Raw genomic sequence first — 18,454 nt, 5'->3', positions numbered from 1 at the left:
CGGTGATCGTCACCGCGTGGCCATGACGGTCACCGCATGGCCATGACGGTCACCGCGTGGCGTCGAGTCGCCCCAGGGACGTCAGCGCCCCCTCCGCCTCCTTCATGATCCGTTCCACCAGCTCCGCGCACGACGGCAGGTCGTCGATCACCCCGGCGACCTGCCCGGCCGCCATCACCCCCAGGTCCGTACGTCCGTCCACCATCGCGGACCTGAGCAGCATGGGCGTGTTGGCGGCGAGCAGGACCTGACTCCAGGTGAGGTCCTTGCCGTGCCGCAGCGCGCGGCCGTCGCGGACCATACGGCGCCAGGTCAGCCCGGAGAGCCGCCGGAACCCGGCTGCGTGGCGCACGGCGCGCACCAGGGCGCGCGTACGGCCGGACGCCTCCAGCGCGCTCACGAACTCCGTGCGCAGCATGCGGTGCGGCAGCCCGTCCACGGCCCGCGTGACGGTGACGTCCCCGACCGTCGCGGCGAGATAGCGGGCCTTCACCTCCTCGGGCACGGTCGAGTCCGAGGTGAGCAGGAACCGGGTGCCCATCGCCACCCCGGCCGCCCCGAACGCCAGCGCGGCCACCAGCCCGCGCCCGTCGTGGAAGCCGCCGGCGGCGACGACGGGGATGTCGACGGCGTCCACGACCTGCGGCAGCAGTACGGTCGTCGCCACGTCCCCGGTGTGCCCGCCGCCCTCGCCGCCCTGGACGACCACGGCGTCCGCGCCCCACGCCGCCACCTTCTCGGCGTGCCGCCGGGCACCGACGGACGGGATCACGACCACACCCGCGTCCTTCAGCTCGGCGATCAGCTCCCTCGACGGCGCGAGCGCGAACGACGCCACGCGGACGACCTCCTCGACGATGATCCGCACCCGCTCCCGCGCGTCCCCCGCGTCGGCCCGCAGATTCACCCCGAAGGGCGCGCCGTCCGTACGGGACTTCACCTCCCGTACGGCGGACCGGAGTTGCGGGGGCGTCATCGTGGCCGAGGCCAGGATGCCGAGGGCTCCCGCGTTCGCCGACGCGGAGACCAGACGGGGGCCGGCCACCCAGCCCATGCCGGTCTGCACGATCGGGTGGCGGACGCCGACAAGCCTGGTCAGAGGCGTCTCCATCAGCCGTTCACCTCCCGCGCACGCGTGTTCTCCGGGTCGATCACCTCACGGATCAGCCTCAGCTCGGCCTCGGTCGGTGCACGGGTGTACGGCACCTCGTCCGGGACGGCGAGCGCGAAGCCCGTCGCCTCCTCGACCTGCTCGACCGTGACGCCCGGATGCAGCGAGACCAGCCGCATCGCGTGGTCGGGGGTCGCGAAGTCGAAGACTCCGAGGTCGGACACGACCCTCGGGAGGTGGTGGTAGCGCGCGGCCGCCGGATGCTCGGCCACGCGGTCGTAGCCGACCCCGCACACCATGTCGACCTTCTCCACGAAGACCCGCCGGGAGTGTTTCGGGATCCAGTAACTGGTCGGGTTGTTCAGGGTGTTGACCGGCGCGCCCCGCACCCCGAGGAGCTGCCGCCTCGGCTGTGCCCAGTCGCCCACGCACGAGATGTTCTGATTGCCGTACCGGTCGATCTGGCTCGCGCCCATCATCACGTGCCGGCGGCCGCCGGTGACCAGGGCCAGGTGCCGCCGGTAGGGCAGCCATCCCTCGACGGAGCCGTCGAGTCCGACGAGCAGCGCCTCACCGTCGGTCAGCAGCAGATCCGGCGAGAACGTCCGCTTGGCCAGGCGCGCGCCCAGGGACGGAACGAGCCCCATGGGACTGGCGAGGATCTCCCCGGCGCCGCGCCAGGCCTCGGCACAGGCGATCACGCAGTACTCGGCGCGGGTGACACCGTCGACGGCTGCCCTGCTCATGAGTCCTCCTGGTGCCACGCCCGCACGGCCGACCGGTAGGCGGGCTCGTCCCCTGTCAGGAACCGCTCGGCGAAGTCCGCCCACGGTGTGCTCGCGTACGCCTGCTGGAAGGCCTCGTCCCGGCCGTAGTCGGGGGCGCAGGACGTGAAGTGGGCGCCGCCCGGAGCCTCGATCACGCCGGTCACCACATGGCGGCCGACCAGCAGCGACTGGGGTGGGGCGTCCTTCGTCAACTCGGCCGTGTCCACGATCCGTTCGCAGGAGACGTACGCCGTGTCGGCGGCCTCGCAGAAGAGGTCGTCGAAGTAGGGGTCCGGGCCCAGGTACTGGCCGTTGCCCTGCCGGTCGGCCCGGTTGACGTGCACGAACGCGGCGTCGAGGCGCAGCGCGGGCATGGCGGCGAAGGTCTCCCCGTCGTCGTACGGCGACGTGACCGTCTTCAGACCGGGGTTGACCCGCATCACGTCCGAGCCGATGCCCGCCCGCACCGGCAGGAAGGGCAGCCGGTGCGCGGCGGCCCGCAGCCCCCACATGAACATCGCCTCGTCGACCTCCATCAGCTCGAACGCGCCCCGCTCGCGCGCCGCGCGGAAGTGCGGTTCGAGGGGGATGGAGTCGAGGGTGGCGAAGGCGGCGACCAGTTTCCGGACACGTCCGGCGGCGGCGAGCATGCCGACGTCCGGTCCGCCGTACGAGACGACCGTGAGATCGGTGATCTCGGACCGGAGCAGTGCTCTCACCAGGGCCATCGGCTTGCGGCGCGACCCCCAGCCGCCGATGCCGAGGGTCATTCCGCTCGCCAGCCGCGAGACGGCCTCGTCGGCGGTCATCGTCTTGTCACTCACCCGGCTCCTCCTCCGCGTCCGCACTCCCCACGACCTGCCCACGCGCCCCGGCCGCCCCGGCATTCTCGGCCGCCCCTGCCGCCCCTGCCGCCCCTGCCGGTCCGGCATTCTCGGCCGCCCCCGCCGCCCCCGCCGCCCCGGCTCTCCAACCCGCGCCCCTCCCGCCCCTCCCGTCGCTCCCGCCCCTTCCCGCCCTCCCGAACGTGTCACGGACCTCGTCGGCCACCCCGCTGAGGTTCGCCTCGAAGGTGAAGCCCTGCTCGAAGCGGTAGCTGCGGCGGACGTCGACCGGGTCGATGCCGTTGATGGCGGCCTTGGCCAGCCGGAGCAGCCGGCCGTCCTTCGCGGCGATCTCCCGCGCCAACTCCATCGCTTCGGCGAGCAGTTCGGGGCGGGGGACGACCCGCCACACAGACCCGTGCGCCCGAAGCTCGGCGGCCGTCGCCGTGCGCGAGGTGTAGTACAGCGCGCGCATCAGATGCCGGGGCACCAGCCGGGCCAGATGCGTCGCCGCGCCCAGCGCGCCCCGGTCCAGCTCGGGCAGCCCGAAGGTGGCGTCCTCGCTGGCCACGATCGCGTCCGCGTTGCCCACCAGCCCGATTCCCCCACCCAGGCAGAAGCCCTGCACGGCCGCGACCACCGGCACCTCGCACTCGTACACGGCGGCGAAGGCCTCCGCGCAGCCGTGATTGGCGCCGATCAACGCGTCCGGGCCCGCTGCCTGGATCTCCTTGATGTCGACCCCGGCGTTGAACCCGCGCCCCTCCGCCGCCAGCACCACGCACCGGACCCCGGGATCGCGGCCCGCGCCGCGCACGGCGTCGGCCAGTGCGTACCAGCCTCGTACCGGCAGCGCGTTCACCGGCGGGTAGTCGACCGTGACGACGGAAATCCCCTTTTCCGGGGACGAGGTGGAGACACTCATCGGCGCATCAGCTACCTTCCACCTAACGTTTGTTAGGTACGTCTCTTGAGTGGAAGGTAGCAGCGGATGCGGCTCAGCGGGAAGCTCGCGGTCGTCACCGGAGGCACGCGCGGTGTCGGCGCCGGCATCGCCCGAGCCTTCGCCGAAGCCGGCGCCGAGGTCGTGACCTGCGCCCGACGCCCGCCCGAAGTGCCGCTCAAGGGAGCCGAGTTCATGCCCCTGGACGTCCGGGACCCCGACGCGGTGCACCGCTTCTTCGCCGAGCTGCCCCGCGTGGACGTCCTCGTCAACAACGCCGGCGGCACCCCCTACCGACCGCTCGCCGAGGCCGACGCCCGCCGCCACGCGCGCGTCGTCGAACTCAACCTCGTCGCCCCGCTGACCGTCTCCCTCGCCGCCCACGGACACCTCCGACGGGCCCGCGGCACCATCGTCATGATCGGCAGCGTGAGCGGCGACCGCCCCTCGCCCGGCTCGGCGGCCTACGGCGCGGCCAAGGCCGGCCTGGCACACCTGGCCCGCTCCATGGCGGTGGAGTGGGCCCCGGAGATACGCGTCAACACCCTCGTCCTCGGCATGGTCCGCACGGAACTCTCCCACCTCCACTACGGCGACGGGCAGGGCATCGCCACCGTGGCCGGCACGGTCCCGCTCGGCCGCCTCGCCGCCCCCTCCGACATCGGCGACGCGGCGGTCTTCCTCGCCTCCGACGCGGCCGCCTACATCACCGGAGCCTCCCTCCACGTCCACGGCGGCGGCGAACGCCCGGCCTTCCTGGACGCGTCGACGGCCGACCGGGGACGACCGTCCGCCCACCCGGGACACCCGACAGCCGCTCAGGACCCGGCGGACCAGGACCCAGAGGACCAGGCCCCAGAGAGAGGAAACCCGTGATGAGCAACAGCGCGCACCGGCTCTGCGAAGAGCGCGTCGTGGTCGTGACCGGCGCCGGACGGGGGCTCGGGCGGGCGCACGCGCTCGCGTACGCCGCCGAGGGCGCCCGGGTGGTCGTCAACGACCTCGGGGTCGGACTCGACGGCACGCCGGACCCCGACAGCCCGGCCGCCCGGGTCGTCGCGGAGATCCGGGAGCAGGGAGGGGAGGCGGTCGCGCACGGCGGGGACATCGCCACCACCGACGGCGCCGCCGGTCTCGTCCGTACCGCCCTGGACACCTTCGGGCGCCTCGACACCCTCGTCAACAACGCCGGCTTCCTGCGCGACCGCATGCTCGTCAACCTCGACGAGGACGACTGGGACGCCGTACTCCGCGTCCACCTCAAGGGCCACTTCCTCCCCCTGAAGCACGCCGCCGCCCACTGGCGCGCCGAGGCCAGAGCCGGCCGCACACCCACCGCCAGGATCATCAACACCAGCAGCGGCGCGGGCCTGCTGGGCTCACTCGGCCAGGGCAACTACAGCGCCGCGAAGGCCGGCATCGTCGGCCTCACCCTCGTCGCCGCCGCCGAACTCGCCCGCTACGGCGTCCAGGCCAACGCCATCGCCCCCGCCGCCCGCACCAGGATGACCGAGGGCGCCTTCGCCGAAGCCATGGCCGCCCCCGCCCCCGGCACCGCCTTCGACGCCATGGCCCCGGAGAACGTCTCCCCGCTGGTGGTGTGGCTCGGTTCCGCCGCGAGCGAGGGCGTCACCGGCCGGGTCTTCGAGACGGAAGGCGGCCGCATCACCGTCATGGAGGGCTGGCACCCGGGCCCCACCACGGACAAGGAGGCCCGCTGGACCCCGCGGGAGGCGGGGGAGACCGTACGAAAGCTCCTGGCGCGGGCGCGGACTCCCGGGCCGGTGTACGGGACCGGCTGATCCAGGGCCCCACCCCTGGCGCGCGCACCGAAACCCTACGTGTCGCACTCCAGAACCGTCCGGCACAACCCGCACCGCGCCCGCACCCGCCCCCGCACCGGCACCCGAATCCGCTGATGACAGGTCGGGCAGGGGAACGACACCCGCAACGGCCCCCGCCCGTCGGGCGTGAACACGTACGGCACACCCGGCCCCGGCGAACCCGACGGCAGGTCCTGCGCATGGCGCCGGTCGCGCGCGTACCGCCGCCGTCCCGCCCACCCCGCCGCCGTCAGCGGCGGCTGCTGCCCGTCCCGGCGAGCCCGCACCCGGCCCTGCGCGAACGCGGAGTACGCCTGCGCGCTGGTGAACCACACCGAAGGGTCCTCCCCGAACACCTGCGCCCGCTTGGCCAGCACGTACCCGAACTCCTCCGGCGTCAGATACCCCAGCTTCTGCGACGACGCGGCATCCTCCCGGTACGCGTCCAGCAGCAGCCACCCCGCCCCCAGATACGTCGCCGCCGTGTCCGTGAGGATCTCGTTCTCCCGGGTGCCGGGGAAGGACAGCCCCAGCCGGTGCAGATAGACATGCATCACCTCGTGCGCGAGAGCCGCCCCGATGTCCCGCCGATGCGTCCGGAAACGGTCGTTGAGTTCGACGAAGTACTCGGGCCCCGCCGCCAGCTCGACACTCGCCGCATGCGTCATCTCCCGAAAGCCGACGACCATCCGGGCCTCCGGCAGCCGATAGTGCCGCACCAGCTCCCGCGCCACCCGCTGCGCACCGAGATGAAGATCGTCGCTGTCGCAGAACGCCACGTCGACCGGGGCCACACTGGTGGCGAACTGCTGGATCGTGTCGTAGGAAAGACGCCTGTACAGCGCGGTGATCGACGCCCGCACGGTGTCCAGATGCGGGTAGCCGTGCTCGACAGGTCCGCCGTCCGCCACGTCCGTACCCCCAAAGACGCTCGATACATTCCACTCTAAGCCGGTGCGAGCGCCGCACCACGGCGTCGTAGGGTGACGACCATGACCACCAGCCACACCGATGACGCGAAGACCGCGACCGCGCCGGCCGCCGAGGTCGACGCGGACGTCCGGGCGGAACTCACCCGGCTGCGCGACAGCATCGACAACATCGACGCCGCCGTCGTCCACATGCTCGCCGAGCGCTTCAAGTGCACCCAACGGGTCGGCCATCTCAAGGCCGCGCACCACCTGCCGCCCGCCGACCCCGGCCGCGAGGCACAACAGATCAACCGGCTGCGCGGACTCGCGACAAGTGCCAAGCTGGACCCGGCGTTCGCGGAGAAGCTGCTGAACTTCATCATCGCCGAGGTCATCCGGCACCACGAAAGCATCGCGGACAACGCCCTGAACGGCGGCACCGCGGACACGAGCGGCACAGCGGAAACAGCAAGCACGACGGACACCACCGGCACAGCGCCGGACACGCGGGAGTGACAACCGGCCCGCCGACGGGGCATCCTGCGTGAGCACTCCTTGTCAGGGAACGACTACACGCGGTGAGAGGTCATGCCGTCCGAAGCCAGGATCCTCATCGTCGACGACCACGAGGACACGCTGTACGCCCTGGAGAGCGCCCTCGCCCCGCTGGGCCACCGCCTCACACGCGCCACCAGCGGCGACGCGGCACTCAAGGAAGTCCTCCGCGGCCAGGTCGGCCTGCTCCTCCTCGACGTCCGCATGCCCGGCGTCAGCGGCCTCGACGTCGTCCACTACATGCGCGGCGTCGAACAGACCCAGCACATCCCCGTCATCCTCCTCACCGGCTTCGGCCCCGACGCCGACCTCACCGCCGCCGCCTTCCGCCTCGGCGTCGCCGACCTCGTCATGAAACCCGTCGACCCCTGGGCCCTGCGCACCAAGGTCCGCTACCTCTACGACGCCCACGCCCGCTCCCACACCCTGGAACGCGAGGTCCGCGACCTCCGCGCCCGCCTCAAGGAACACGAGAACCCGAAGGCCGCCGCCGACCACCACCGCGAACGGGGGCGCGTCCCCGCACAGCACGACGGCGCGAACGACCGGGCATAGGCCGCAAACGACCGGACGCACGGCGCACACGACCGGACATAGGTCGCGTACCAGGCCCGCCCCTGTCCTGGGCCTGAGGCATCAGGCAGCATGTCCCTCATGTCCGTACTGACGCGCGACGAAGCGCAAGCCCGTGCTCGGCTCCTCGACGTCCACCGCTACGAGATCGCACTCGACCTCACGCGTGGCGACGAGACCTTCGACTCCCGTACCGTCATCCACTTCACCGTGCGGGGGAAGAAAAAGGCCGCGGACACCTTCGTCGAGCTGAAGCCCGCCGAACTGCGCTCGGTCACCCTCGACGGAGAACCTCTCGACCCAGGGACCCTCGACGGCAACCGCCTCCCCCTCAAGGGCCTCACCCCGGGCAACCACGAACTGCGCGTCGACGCCGCCATGCGCTACTCCCGCACCGGCGAGGGCATGCACCGCTTCACCGACCCCACCGACGGCGAGACCTACGTCTACACCCAGCTCTTCATGGACGACGTGCAGCGCGTCTTCGCCGCCTTCGACCAACCCGACCTCAAGGCCGTCTTCGACCTCACCGTCACCGCCCCCGAGGCCTGGACCGTCCTCGCCAACGGCATCACCGAACGACAGGACGACGGCAGTCACCGGGCCGCGACCACCCCGCCCATCTCCACCTACCTCGTCGCCGTCGCCGCCGGCCCCTGGCACTCCGTACGCACCGAACACCGCGGCCTGCCCTTCGGCATCCACTGCCGACGCTCCCTCGCCCCCCACCTCGACACCGACGCCGACGAGATCCTCGACATCACCCGCGCCCTCTACGACCGCTACCACGAGAAGTTCGAGGAGCCGTACCCCTTCGACTCCTACGACCAGGCCTTCGTCCCCGAGTTCAACGCCGGCGCCATGGAGAACCCCGGCCTCGTCACCTTCCGCGACGAGTTCATCTACCGCTCCGCCGTCACCGACACCGAACGCCAGACCCGCGCCATGGTCATCGCCCACGAGATGGCCCACATGTGGTTCGGCGACCTCGTCACCCTCCGCTGGTGGGACGACATCTGGCTCAACGAGTCCTTCGCCGAGTACATGGGCTACCAGACCCTCACCGAAGCCAGCCGCTTCGCCGACACCTGGGTCGACTTCGGCGTCGCCCGCAAGGCCTGGGGCTACGACGCCGACCAGCGCCCCTCCACCCACCCCGTCGCCCCCGAGGCCGTCGACGACACCGCCGCCGCCCTCCTCAACTTCGACGGCATCTCCTACGCCAAGGGCGCCTCCGCCCTGCGCCAACTCGTCGCCTGGCTGGGCGAGAAGGACTTCCTCGCCGGCATCAACGCCCACTTCACCCGCCACCGCTTCGGCAACGCCACCCTCGCCGACTTCATCGACAACCTCGCCGGCGCCACCGAACGCGACGTCCATGCCTGGGCCGACGCCTGGCTCCGCACCACCGGCGTCGACACCCTCACCCCGAAGATCACCCGTGCCGCCGACGGCACCCACACCCTCACCGTCGACCGCGCCGGCAGCCGCCCCCACCACATCGCCGTCGGCGTCTACGACCGGGACCCCGGCGACGACCACGGCCACCTCACCCTCCGCGACCGCGTCGCACTCGACCTCCCCCAGACCGCCGACCAGCCCATCGGCAAGCGGCCCGCACTCCTCCTCCTCAACGACGGCGACCTCACCTACGCCAAGATCCGCTTCGACCCCGAATCCTTCACCGCCGTCACCGGCCACCTCAGCGGCCTCCCCGACCCGCTCACCCGCGCCGTCGTCTGGAACGCCCTGCGCGACGCCGTACGCGACGCCGAACTCCCGCCCACCGCCTACCTGGAGGCCGCCCGCACCCACCTCCCGCGCGAGACCGACCTCGCCATCGTCCAGGGCGTCCTCTCCTTCGCCACCACCCAGGTCACCGACCGCTACCTCGCCCCCGAACAGCGCGCCGCCGGCCTGTCCACCCTCGGCTCCCTGTGCCGCGACCTCATCCGCCGCACCGAGGACGGCGACAACCCCGGCCTGCGCCTCACCGCCGTACGCCACTTCATCGACGTCGCCGCCCACCCCGAGACCATCGCCGCCTGGCTCGCCGACGGCACCGTCCCCGGCGGACCCGAACTCGACCCCGAACTGCGCTGGCGCGTCCTCGGCCGCCTCGCCGCCCTCGGCGCGGTCGACACCGCCACCATCGCGGAAGAACTGGAACGCGACCCCAGCGCCAGCGGCCGGGAAGGCGCCGCCCGCTGCCGGGCCGCGCTGCCCGAACCCGAGGCCAAACAGGCCGCATGGGAGGAGATGTTCACCGGCGACGACCTCTCCAACTACCTGTTCACCGCCACCGCCCAGGGGTTCTGGCAACCCGAACAGGCGGACCTGCTGACGGAGTACGTCGAGCGGTACTGGGCCGACGCGGTGTCGCTGGCCGCTCGGCGCGGACCGGCGATCGCGGAGGCCGCGGGACGGTGGGCGTTCCCCGTGTACGCGGTGGATCCGGGGACGCTGGAACTGGGGGAGCGCTGTCTGCAGGACGGGGAGGTGACCCCGGCGCTCCGACGGAAGCTGGTGGATCAACTCGACGACCTCGCGCGAGCCCTGCGGGCGCGCGAAGCGTAGGTCCTCACCGGGGTACGGCGTGGGGGCTCGGGGATTCTGCGGGCTTGCGGTTGTGCGTGGCTGGTCGCGCAGTTCCCCGCGCCCCTTCAGGGCGCGCTGCCGTGAAGGGTGTCCTCGCATACCCTCTTTCGGCTGTAATGAACGGCCTTTTCGGTCCCGGCACCCGATCGGCGTACAAGATGGGATTCCCCGTGCTCGGAGGAATCCATGACCGCTGCGCCCCTCGCCTCGGGACCCCAAGGTCCCGACGCGCTCCGGCCGTTGCTCGACACCGTGCTCGACGCGCTGCGGGAAGGGACCCAGGCGCGCGGCGGTCCCCTCCCCGCCGGCGGCCCGGAAGCGGTCGCCGCGCGGATGCGGGAGGCCCTCGGCGAGCCGCTGCCCGCCGAGGGCGAGCCGGACGCCCTCCACCGGCTGGTCCGGGCCCTCGCGGCAGGCAGCGCCGACCCGGCCGACCCCCTGTGCGCGGCCCACCTCCACACACCACCCCTGGCCGTGGCCGCCGCCGCGGACCTCGCCGCCACCGTGCTGAACCCCTCCCTCGACTCCTGGGACCAGGCCCCGGCCGCCTCCGCGCTCGAAGCGCTGGTCACCCGGGCACTCGCCCAGGAGATCGGCGCCGCCGACGCCCTGGTCACCACCGGCGGCACCGAGTCCAACCACCTCGCCGTCCTGCTGGCCCGCGAAGCCCACCCGGGAGTACGGCTCGTCACCGCGGCGGGCGCCCACCACTCCCTGCCCCGCGCCGCCTGGCTCCTCGGCCTCCCCGAGCCCGTCGTCCTGCCCACCCCGGCCGGCACCCTGGACCCCACCACCCTGGACGACGCCCTCACCCACCTCCCGGGCCCCCTCCTCGTCGCCGCCACCGCGGGCACCACCGACGCCGGACTCATCGACCCGCTCCCCGAGATCGCCGACCTCTGCGCCGCCCACGGCGCCCGGCTCCACGTCGACGCGGCCTACGGCGGCGGCCTCCTCCTCAGCGACCGGCACCGCCCCCTCCTCGACGGCCTCACCCGCGCCCACACCGTCACCCTCGACCTGCACAAACTCGGCTGGCAGCCCGTCGCCGCCGGACTCCTCGCCGTACGCGACGCACCCGACCTCGCCGCCCTCGGACACCGGGCCGACTACCTCAACGCCGACGACGACACCGAGGCCGGACTGCCCGACCTCCTCGGCCGGTCCCTGCGCACCACCCGACGCCCCGACATCCTCAAGATCGCCGTCACCCTCAAGACCCTGGGCCGCCACGGCATCGGCCGGCTCGTCGACCAGGTCTGCGCACTCGCCCAGGACTTCGCCACCACCGTCGAGGCCCACCCCGCCTTCGAACTCCACGACCGGCCCACCATCAGCACGGTCCTCTTCCGGCCCGCCGGCGCCCGCGACGACGCCGTGGCCGCCCTACGCCGCCGACTCCTCCACGACGGCCGGGCCGTCATAGGCCGCGCCGTACTCGACGGCCGCCTCTGGCTCAAGGTCACCCTGCTCAACCCCCACACCCGGCCGGACGACCTCACCACCCTGCTGAAACTCGTGGAAGCCGCCACGGCCACCGAAGCCACGACCCCCACGGCACCCACGACCCCTACGGCACCCAAAACGCCGGCGACACCCGCGACCCGCGCAGACCTCCCCGAAGGACACACCCCCGCATGAGCACGCCCCCACCCCACGACCAGCCCGACCCCGAAGCGCCCCGCGACCTCGTCGGCATCGGCATCGGCCCCGCCAACCTCTCCCTCGCCGCCCTCGCCCACCCCCTCACCGAACTCGACGCCGTCTTCTACGAACAGCGCCCCGGCTTCGACTGGCACCCCGGACTGCTCATCGAAGGCGCCACGGTCCAGGTCCCCTTCCTGGCCGACCTGGTCACCCTCGCCGACCCCCAGAGCCCCTGGTCGTTCCTGAACTACCTCAGAACCCGCGAACGGCTCTTCCCGTTCTACTTCGCCGAGCGCTTCCACATCCCACGCGCCGAATACGACGCCTACTGCCGCTGGGTCGCCGAGAACCTGCCCGGACTACGGTTCGGACACCAGGTCGACTCGGTGCGCTGGAACCCCGAACGCGACCTGTTCGAGGTCGACCACACCCGACTGGACACCGACGGACAGACCGCAGCACTCGGCCGCACCTACGCCCGCAACATCGTCCTCGGCGTCGGCACCGAACCCCACGTCCCCGAACCCCTCAAACCACTCGTCGAAGCGGCCGGCGTGCCCGTCATCCACGCCGCCGACTACCTGGACGAACGCGACCGCCTCCTCACCGCCGGACACATCACCGTCATCGGCGCGGGACAGTCCGGAGCAGAGGTCTTCCTCGACCTCCTGCGCCACCGGCCCCCCGGCCGGGAACGGCTCCACTGGCTAGGCCGCACCGAGGCGTTCGCCCCCATGGAGTACTCCAAACTGGGCCTGGAACACTTCACACCCGACTACACCCGCTACTTCCACGCCCTCACCGAACCCACCCGGGACCGGCTCGTCGCCGCCCAGTGGCAGCTCCACAAGGGCATCGGCGCCGACACCATCGCCGCCATCCACGACGAGCTGTACCGCCGCACCCTCGACGGCGGCTGGCCCGACGCCGTCCTCACCCCCGGCGTACACGTCCGCACAGCCGGCCGACTCGCCACCACCAAGGTCGAACTCCACCTCGAACACGGCGAACAGGGCACCCGCTCCCGCCTCACCACCGACGCCGTCGTCCTCGCCACCGGCTACCGCGAACGCCCCCTCGACCGCGTCCTCGCCGGCCTCGACCCCTACATGCGACGCGACAGCCGCGAACGCTCCCGCGTCGACGAGAACTTCCGGATGATTCTCGACCCGTCCGTCACCGCCGCCGACCGCCACGTCTACGTCCAGAACGCCGAACTGCACACCCACGGCGTCGGCGCCCCCGACCTCGGCCTCGCCGCCTGGCGCAGCGCCACCATCCTCAACACCCTCACCGGCAAGGAGCCCTACCCCCTGCCGAGCCGCACCGCCTTCACCACCTTCGGCCTCGAACCCGGGCCCCGGATCCCGGCCGCCCGGCAGGCGACCACCCACACCCCACTGACCCCGCTCGTCGACGTGCGCTAGCCGACAACGAGGAATCGCCGCCGCCACAGCCGTCGCGGACCCGGACCACCCACCCCGCATCCGCATCCGCGACGACCTCGACGACGGCGACAACCACCATCCCGTACTTCCCGTACTAGAAGACCGGCGTACCGTTCCGCGTCAGCTTCCAGTCCACCGACGCGAACGCCGCCGGGTCGATCGACCCCTTCGCCTTCACCCACGCGATCATCGTGTTACGGATCTCGTCCGAGTTCGACCACACCATCTTCGCCGCGGCGACATGCGGGAAGTTGCCGCCACCGTTGGCCCGGTAGTTGTTCACCGCGAACACGAACTGCCGGTCGTCCGCCAGCGCCGCACCCTCGAACCGCACGTTCGACACACGCGACCCCGCCGGCTTCGCGATGTCGATTTCGTACGACAGACCGCTCACCGCGTCATAGTTGTAGTCCGGCGTCCCGTTCGCGTTCGTCAGCTTCGCCGGATCGATCACCGCGTCCGCCGCCGTCTGCACGAAGTAGCTCGCCGAGAACTCCAGATACGCCTTCATCTGCGCACCCGTCATCAGACGCGCCTCCAGCGTGTTCTCGAAGACGTACAGACCCGCCACATCCCGGATCGTGACGTTCCCCGCCGGAATCACCGCACTCCGCGAGAACGCCGCCGCCTGCGACAGCACCGGCAGCGACGCGTACTCGGTCGAGGCGAGCGCCTGCTTCACCGTGTCCGCCTGGATGTGGTTGATCAGATCGATGATCGCCACATCCTTGTACGGCGCCTCCACCGACGTCATCTCCGCCGCGTTCGTCCCGATGATCTGGTTGACGTACGCCACGACCTTCTTGTGCTCGTCCACGAGCATCGACACGATCTTCGGGTCCTCCTCCACCGTGTTGGAGTTGAGAACCTGCGCGCCGACCTTCTCCAGCTTCCAGGAGCCCTTGCTCCACACCATCTCGAAGTCGAACAGCGTCAGCCGCTGCCCCCACTTCAACGGCTCCGACAGCACGACCCGCTTGCCGGTCTCCTTGTTGGTGACGAAGTACTCCGGGATCTCCGTGTGCGCGTGCCCCACCAGAATCGCGTCGATCCCCGGCACCTGCTCGGCCACCAGCCCGGCCGCGTTCTCGATGTACGGCAGCTGGTCACCGTACGAGGACGTCCCCGACGACCCGCTGTGCGCCGACACGATGACGACGTCCGCACCCATCGACCGCAGCTTCGGCACCCACTTCGCCGCCTGCTCCTCCAGACCCGGGAACGTCATCTTCCCCTGCACATTGGCCTTGTCCCAGATCGCGATACCCGGGTTCGTCAGCCCCAGCACCGCCACCTTCACATCCGGCCCGTGCGGCGTACGCATCCGGTGCATGCTGTACGGCGGGAACGCCGGCAGCAGCGTCTTGGCGTCCAGCGCGTTCGCACCCAGCAGCGGGAAACGACACTGCTTCTGGAACTTCCGCAGCACCGGAATGCCGTAGTTGAACTCGTGGTTGCCCAGCGCCGCCGCGTCGTAGTCCATCGCGTTCATCGCCTGCGCCATCGGATGCACCGGACCACCCTTGGCGGTGATCGGGTCCACCTTCGCGTAGTAGTACGACAGCTGCGTGCCCTGGATGGTGTCGCCCGCGTCGATGAGCAGCGTGTTCCGACGGCCCTTCTCCCCCCGGATCCGGTTCACCAGCGTGGAGATCTTCGCCAGACCGACGTCGTTGTGCGCCTTGTCGTCGAACTCCTTGTCCGTGAAGTAGTCCCAGTTGAAGACGTTGCCGTGCAGGTCGGTCGTCCCCATCACGGTGAAGCTGTACCGGTCCGTGTCCTTCTTCCGGCCGGTGGCCTGCGCCTCCGCCGCCTGCGCGCTCGGAGCCATGGCCGAACCGGCGATGGCCACGCCCGCACCGGTCACGGCCGACTTCTTCAGAAACTTCCGGCGGTTCAAGGGCATCTCGGGTACTCCTCGGAGGAACGGGCGGATCTCAACGCGCGTAGACCATGGGCGACCAAACACAGGCCAAAGGTGACGACGCGCGTAGATTCTGACCCGCACCCCCCCCCACGCAACAGCCCCCACAGGTTGCGATCTGGTGACCTGCGCACACCTCCCACCAGGCCATCGGTGACAGAGTGGGACGTATGACCACCAGCGCAGAGGACACCCCACCCACAGCCGTCCCCTACGGCACCCCCGACGCACCCCGCATCGCCGTCCGCGGCGAAGCCCGCCTCGAAGTCGACCCCGAGATAGCCCGCATCACCGTCACCGTCCTCGCCCGCGGCAAGGATCGGCGCGCCGCCCTCGACGACCTCACCCGCCGCAACACCACCGTCCTCGACCTCGTCAAAACCTACGGCCAAGCCGTCGAACGACTGGAGACCGGCGCCTTCTCCCTCACCCCCGAACTCAAGGAAAAAGGCCGAGGCGAACGCATCCAGGCCTACCACGGCCGCGTCCACATCACCGCCGACCTCACCGACTTCACCGCCCTCGGCGAACTCACCACCCGCCTCGCCGACCTCGACCTCACCCGCGTCGACGGCCCCTGGTGGTCCCTCCGCCCCGACTCACCCGCCCACCGCCAAGCCAGACAACAAGCCGTCAAAGAAGCCGTCCAACGCGCCCGCGAATACGCCGAAGCCCTCGGCACCACCCTCGCCGCCCTCGTCGAACTCGCCGACATCGGCGCCGAAGCCCCCCAACCCCTCCGCCCCGCAGCCCCCGGCGGCCTCATGCGCTCCGCCCGAGCCAAAGGAGCCGACGACACCGACGCCCCACCCCTCGACCTCGAACCCCAACGCCAACACGTCTACGCACAGGTCAACGCACGCTTCACCATGCAGCCCCCACGACTGTGACCTGACACCCGGGACACCCCGGCCCCACCCGGCCGGGACCCCTTCAGGTTCTGGTGACTACTTGTCAAATACCCTTCACCCACAAGCCGTTGAGTAGTCACCCCCCACCACATCACTACCCGCCGGTAAGCCCTAGGGTCGAGGACATGCGCCGAGCAAAGATCGTCTGCACCCTCGGGCCCGCCACCGACTCGTACGACCAGATCAAGGCACTGGTCCAGGCCGGCATGGACATCGCCCGCTTCAACCTCAGCCACGGCGACCACGCCGAACACGACGAGCGCTACCAGCACGTCCGCAAGGCCGCCGACGAGACCGGCCGCAGCGTCGGCACCCTCGCCGACCTTCAAGGCCCGAAGATCCGCCTCGGCCGCTTCACCGAAGGCCCCGTACTCCTTGAACGCGGCGACACCTTCACCATCAGCGTCGAGGACGGCGCGGCAGGCGACAGCGAAGGCTGCGGCACGACGTACGGCGGCCTCGCCGCCGACGTCACCCCCGGCGACCACATCCTCGTCGACGACGGCAAGGTCCCCCTCGAAGTCACGGCGGTCGACGGCCCCCGCGTCCACACCCGGGTCGTCGAAGGCGGAATCGTCTCCGACCACAAGGGCCTCAACCTGCCCGGCGTCGCCGTCACCGTCCCCGCCCTGTCGGACAAGGACGAGGAAGACCTCCGCCGGGCCCTGCGCACCGGCTTCGACATCATCGCCCTGTCCTTCGTCCGCTCCGGCCGCGACATCGAACGCGTCCACCAGATCATGGACGAGGAGGGCCGCCGCCTCCCCGTCCTCGCCAAGATCGAGAAACCCCAGGCCGTCGACACCATCGACGAGATCGTCGCCGCCTTCGACGGCATCATGATCGCCCGCGGTGATCTGGGCGTCGAAATGCCCCTGGAACAGGTCCCGCTGGTCCAGAAACGCGTGATCAAACTGGCGAAGCGCAACGCCAAGCCGGTCATCGTCGCCACCCAGATGCTCGACTCGATGATCCACCACTCCCGGCCCACCCGCGCCGAGGTCAGCGACGTCGCCAACGCCGTCCTCGACGGCACGGACGCGGTGATGCTGTCCGGCGAGACGAGCGTGGGCAAGTACGCGGTCGAGACGGTCCGCACGATGAGCCGCATCGCCGAGGCCGCCGAGTCGGAACTCCTGGCGAAGGGCCTCCCGCCCCTCACCGAGCACAACAAACCCCGCACCCAGGGCGGCGCCATGGCCCGCGCGGCCGCCGAACTCGGCGACTTCCTCGACGCCAGGTTCCTGGTCGCCTTCAGCCAGTCCGGCGACACGGCCCGCCGCCTCTCCCGCTACCGCTCCCCGATCCCGCTCCTGGCCTTCACCCCGGACCCGGCGACGCGCTCGCAGCTGAGCGTGACGTGGGGCGTGGAGACCTTCCTCGGACCCCGGGTGGACTCCACGGACGCGATGGTCGACCAGGTGGACGAACTGCTGCTCAGGTACGGCCGCTGCAAGAAGGGCGACGTGGTCGTGATCACGGCGGGCTCACCGCCGGGGGTGGCGGGCACGACGAACATGGTGCGGGTGCATCGCATCGGGGAGGGTGGGGGTTCGCGGTAGGGCGGGTCAGTACTTGGGGCCCACGTGGGTGTCCATGAGGGCGACGGAGGCCTTGCGGGCGATGGAGACGTTGCGGGCGTTGGCGAGTTTCCATTCGACGTCTACTTGGTCCAGCGTGTCCGTGAAGAGCCGGATGATGTCGGCCGACACATTGGTGAAGAAGTACCGGGGGTACTCGTAACGCTTGCGTTCGCCACCGACCATGCGGGTCGTCCAGTTGGTGATGCGGCAGCCGTCGGAGTGGAAGAGGCCGCGGATGAACTCCCAGGGGTGGGCGTCGACGATGTCTTGCTGCCAGGGTTCGAGGATGATTCGGCGCTCATGTTTCTTGCCGGGCCCGTGCTGAGGGAACAGGGCGGGCCAGTGCCGGAAGTAGCTGGTCACCATGGAGTAGCCCTGTTGTTGAAGCGCGTAGACACCGATGCCAGGCCGTACCTTCGCGATTGCCTCGCGGCACTGTTGAAGCAGCCCAGGCCAGGCATCAGCGCACGCGATCCGGAGGTAGTAGCCGGTGCCGCGGGTGTGGGCGCTGATGCAGCCGTCGCCGAGATAGAGGCCGAGCAGGTAGGAGTACGCGCGTTCGTCGGCAGGTGGTCCTGGAGGAGGGGGTGCCATGCGAGGCAGGGGCTCAAGTCGGTCCTGCCAAGCGCGGATAGCGGCGCGAGAGACGCCGGTTTCCCGGCTTACGGAGTTCAGGCTGCGCCCTTGAGCAACCAACGCGAGTGCTCGTTTGCGTGTGCTGACGTCGTACATGCGGCCACTCTGTGTGACTGCTCGCGACCGTGTGCAGCAAAAAGCGGATGTTCACGAGAACGTGGACATCCGCTTAAGTATCGACCTTGGAATCCAAGGAAAAG

General features: G+C 70.8%; 15 protein-coding genes and 1 pseudogene. 9 read left to right on the top strand and 7 right to left on the bottom strand.

The features are described from left to right. Positions 1-49 precede the first annotated feature (49 nt). From ACWCRJ_RS18665 to ACWCRJ_RS18650, 4 genes and pseudogenes are all read right to left on the bottom strand, one after another. Positions 50-1,111: an NAD(P)H-dependent flavin oxidoreductase gene (locus ACWCRJ_RS18665; RefSeq protein WP_450940286.1), complete on the bottom strand. Its 1,062-nt coding sequence runs from the start codon at positions 1,109-1,111 to the stop codon at positions 50-52. Then, the gene (locus ACWCRJ_RS18660; RefSeq protein WP_450940285.1) at positions 1,111-1,857 is read right to left on the bottom strand and encodes a CoA-transferase subunit beta; all 747 of its coding nucleotides are present in this window, start codon (positions 1,855-1,857) and stop codon (positions 1,111-1,113) included. The genes ACWCRJ_RS18665 and ACWCRJ_RS18660 overlap by 1 nt, the downstream gene beginning before the upstream one ends. After that, positions 1,854-2,702: a CoA transferase subunit A gene (locus ACWCRJ_RS18655; RefSeq protein ID WP_450940284.1), complete on the bottom strand. Its 849-nt coding sequence runs from the start codon at positions 2,700-2,702 to the stop codon at positions 1,854-1,856. Before ACWCRJ_RS18655 ends, ACWCRJ_RS18660 begins: the two co-directional genes overlap by 4 nt. A gap of 187 nt (positions 2,703-2,889) precedes the next feature. Next, a pseudogene (locus ACWCRJ_RS18650) lies at positions 2,890-3,627 on the bottom strand (enoyl-CoA hydratase family protein); the annotation flags it as partial. Positions 3,628-3,693: 66 nt separating this feature from the next. Between ACWCRJ_RS18650 and ACWCRJ_RS18645 the strand changes: the two are divergent. Continuing rightward, positions 3,694-4,521 (top strand): SDR family oxidoreductase, encoded by an 828-nt coding sequence (locus tag ACWCRJ_RS18645; RefSeq protein ID WP_450940283.1) that lies wholly within the window; start codon positions 3,694-3,696, stop codon positions 4,519-4,521. After that, entirely contained in the window at positions 4,521-5,447 is a 927-nt protein-coding gene (locus ACWCRJ_RS18640; RefSeq protein WP_450940282.1) for an SDR family oxidoreductase, read from the top strand. Before ACWCRJ_RS18645 ends, ACWCRJ_RS18640 begins: the two co-directional genes overlap by 1 nt. A gap of 35 nt (positions 5,448-5,482) precedes the next feature. Here the strand turns inward: ACWCRJ_RS18640 and ACWCRJ_RS18635 are convergent, their stop codons facing one another. After that, positions 5,483-6,379, bottom strand: coding sequence for a hypothetical protein (locus tag ACWCRJ_RS18635; protein ID WP_450940281.1), 897 nt, complete (start codon positions 6,377-6,379; stop codon positions 5,483-5,485). An 81-nt stretch (positions 6,380-6,460) separates the two neighbouring features. On the opposite strand from ACWCRJ_RS18635, the gene ACWCRJ_RS18630 reads away from it, so the two are divergent. From ACWCRJ_RS18630 to ACWCRJ_RS18610, 5 genes are all read left to right on the top strand, one after another. Further along, entirely contained in the window at positions 6,461-6,895 is a 435-nt protein-coding gene (locus tag ACWCRJ_RS18630) for a chorismate mutase (RefSeq protein WP_450940280.1), read from the top strand. A gap of 72 nt (positions 6,896-6,967) precedes the next feature. Further along, entirely contained in the window at positions 6,968-7,489 is a 522-nt protein-coding gene (locus tag ACWCRJ_RS18625) for a response regulator (RefSeq protein ID WP_450940279.1), read from the top strand. A 90-nt stretch (positions 7,490-7,579) separates the two neighbouring features. Next, on the top strand, positions 7,580-10,084 hold the full coding sequence (gene pepN / locus ACWCRJ_RS18620) for an aminopeptidase N (RefSeq protein WP_450940278.1): 2,505 nt from the start codon (positions 7,580-7,582) through the stop codon (positions 10,082-10,084). Positions 10,085-10,291: 207 nt separating this feature from the next. Then, on the top strand, positions 10,292-11,746 hold the full coding sequence (locus tag ACWCRJ_RS18615; RefSeq protein ID WP_450940277.1) for a pyridoxal phosphate-dependent decarboxylase family protein: 1,455 nt from the start codon (positions 10,292-10,294) through the stop codon (positions 11,744-11,746). Next, positions 11,743-13,179 carry a lysine N(6)-hydroxylase/L-ornithine N(5)-oxygenase family protein gene (locus tag ACWCRJ_RS18610; RefSeq protein WP_450940276.1) on the top strand — a complete coding sequence of 479 codons (1,437 nt, stop codon included), beginning with the start codon at positions 11,743-11,745 and terminating at the stop codon, positions 13,177-13,179. The genes ACWCRJ_RS18615 and ACWCRJ_RS18610 overlap by 4 nt, the downstream gene beginning before the upstream one ends. 115 nt (positions 13,180-13,294) lie before the next feature. On the opposite strand, the gene ACWCRJ_RS18605 is transcribed toward ACWCRJ_RS18610, so the two are convergent. After that, positions 13,295-15,106: a 5'-nucleotidase C-terminal domain-containing protein gene (locus ACWCRJ_RS18605; RefSeq protein ID WP_450940275.1), complete on the bottom strand. Its 1,812-nt coding sequence runs from the start codon at positions 15,104-15,106 to the stop codon at positions 13,295-13,297. A gap of 188 nt (positions 15,107-15,294) precedes the next feature. Between ACWCRJ_RS18605 and ACWCRJ_RS18600 the strand changes: the two genes are divergently transcribed. Both ACWCRJ_RS18600 and pyk read left to right on the top strand, forming a co-directional pair. Beyond that, a complete protein-coding gene (locus ACWCRJ_RS18600; RefSeq protein ID WP_450940274.1) occupies positions 15,295-16,014 on the top strand; it encodes an SIMPL domain-containing protein in 720 nt (239 codons plus the stop codon). 146 nt (positions 16,015-16,160) lie between these two features. Then, a complete protein-coding gene (pyk, locus tag ACWCRJ_RS18595) occupies positions 16,161-17,597 on the top strand; it encodes a pyruvate kinase (protein WP_450940273.1) in 1,437 nt (478 codons plus the stop codon). A 6-nt stretch (positions 17,598-17,603) separates the two neighbouring features. Here pyk and ACWCRJ_RS18590 read toward each other — a convergent pair whose 3' ends face one another. Then, on the bottom strand, positions 17,604-18,350 hold the full coding sequence (locus ACWCRJ_RS18590; RefSeq protein ID WP_450940272.1) for a helix-turn-helix domain-containing protein: 747 nt from the start codon (positions 18,348-18,350) through the stop codon (positions 17,604-17,606). Between the last annotated feature and the right edge of the window lie 104 nt (positions 18,351-18,454).

The organism is Streptomyces sp. NPDC002324 (assembly GCF_053593335.1).
This window is presented reverse-complemented; position numbering and strand designations above follow the sequence as displayed.

What these genes read in the sequence shown, in the direction of transcription:
- ACWCRJ_RS18665 (WP_450940286.1), bottom strand. Translation starts at nt 1,111, where the DNA reads ATGGAGACGCCTCTGACCAGGCTTGTCGGCGTCCGCCACCCGATCGTG.
- ACWCRJ_RS18660 (WP_450940285.1), bottom strand. Translation starts at nt 1,857, where the DNA reads ATGAGCAGGGCAGCCGTCGACGGTGTCACCCGCGCCGAGTACTGCGTG.
- ACWCRJ_RS18645 (WP_450940283.1), top strand. Translation starts at nt 3,694, where the DNA reads ATGCGGCTCAGCGGGAAGCTCGCGGTCGTCACCGGAGGCACGCGCGGT.
- ACWCRJ_RS18640 (WP_450940282.1), top strand. Translation starts at nt 4,521, where the DNA reads ATGAGCAACAGCGCGCACCGGCTCTGCGAAGAGCGCGTCGTGGTCGTG.
- ACWCRJ_RS18630 (WP_450940280.1), top strand. Translation starts at nt 6,461, where the DNA reads ATGACCACCAGCCACACCGATGACGCGAAGACCGCGACCGCGCCGGCC.
- ACWCRJ_RS18625 (WP_450940279.1), top strand. Translation starts at nt 6,968, where the DNA reads ATGCCGTCCGAAGCCAGGATCCTCATCGTCGACGACCACGAGGACACG.
- pepN (WP_450940278.1), top strand. Translation starts at nt 7,580, where the DNA reads ATGTCCCTCATGTCCGTACTGACGCGCGACGAAGCGCAAGCCCGTGCT.
- ACWCRJ_RS18615 (WP_450940277.1), top strand. Translation starts at nt 10,292, where the DNA reads ATGACCGCTGCGCCCCTCGCCTCGGGACCCCAAGGTCCCGACGCGCTC.
- ACWCRJ_RS18610 (WP_450940276.1), top strand. Translation starts at nt 11,743, where the DNA reads ATGAGCACGCCCCCACCCCACGACCAGCCCGACCCCGAAGCGCCCCGC.
- ACWCRJ_RS18605 (WP_450940275.1), bottom strand. Translation starts at nt 15,106, where the DNA reads ATGCCCTTGAACCGCCGGAAGTTTCTGAAGAAGTCGGCCGTGACCGGT.
- ACWCRJ_RS18600 (WP_450940274.1), top strand. Translation starts at nt 15,295, where the DNA reads ATGACCACCAGCGCAGAGGACACCCCACCCACAGCCGTCCCCTACGGC.
- pyk (WP_450940273.1), top strand. Translation starts at nt 16,161, where the DNA reads ATGCGCCGAGCAAAGATCGTCTGCACCCTCGGGCCCGCCACCGACTCG.
- ACWCRJ_RS18590 (WP_450940272.1), bottom strand. Translation starts at nt 18,350, where the DNA reads ATGTACGACGTCAGCACACGCAAACGAGCACTCGCGTTGGTTGCTCAA.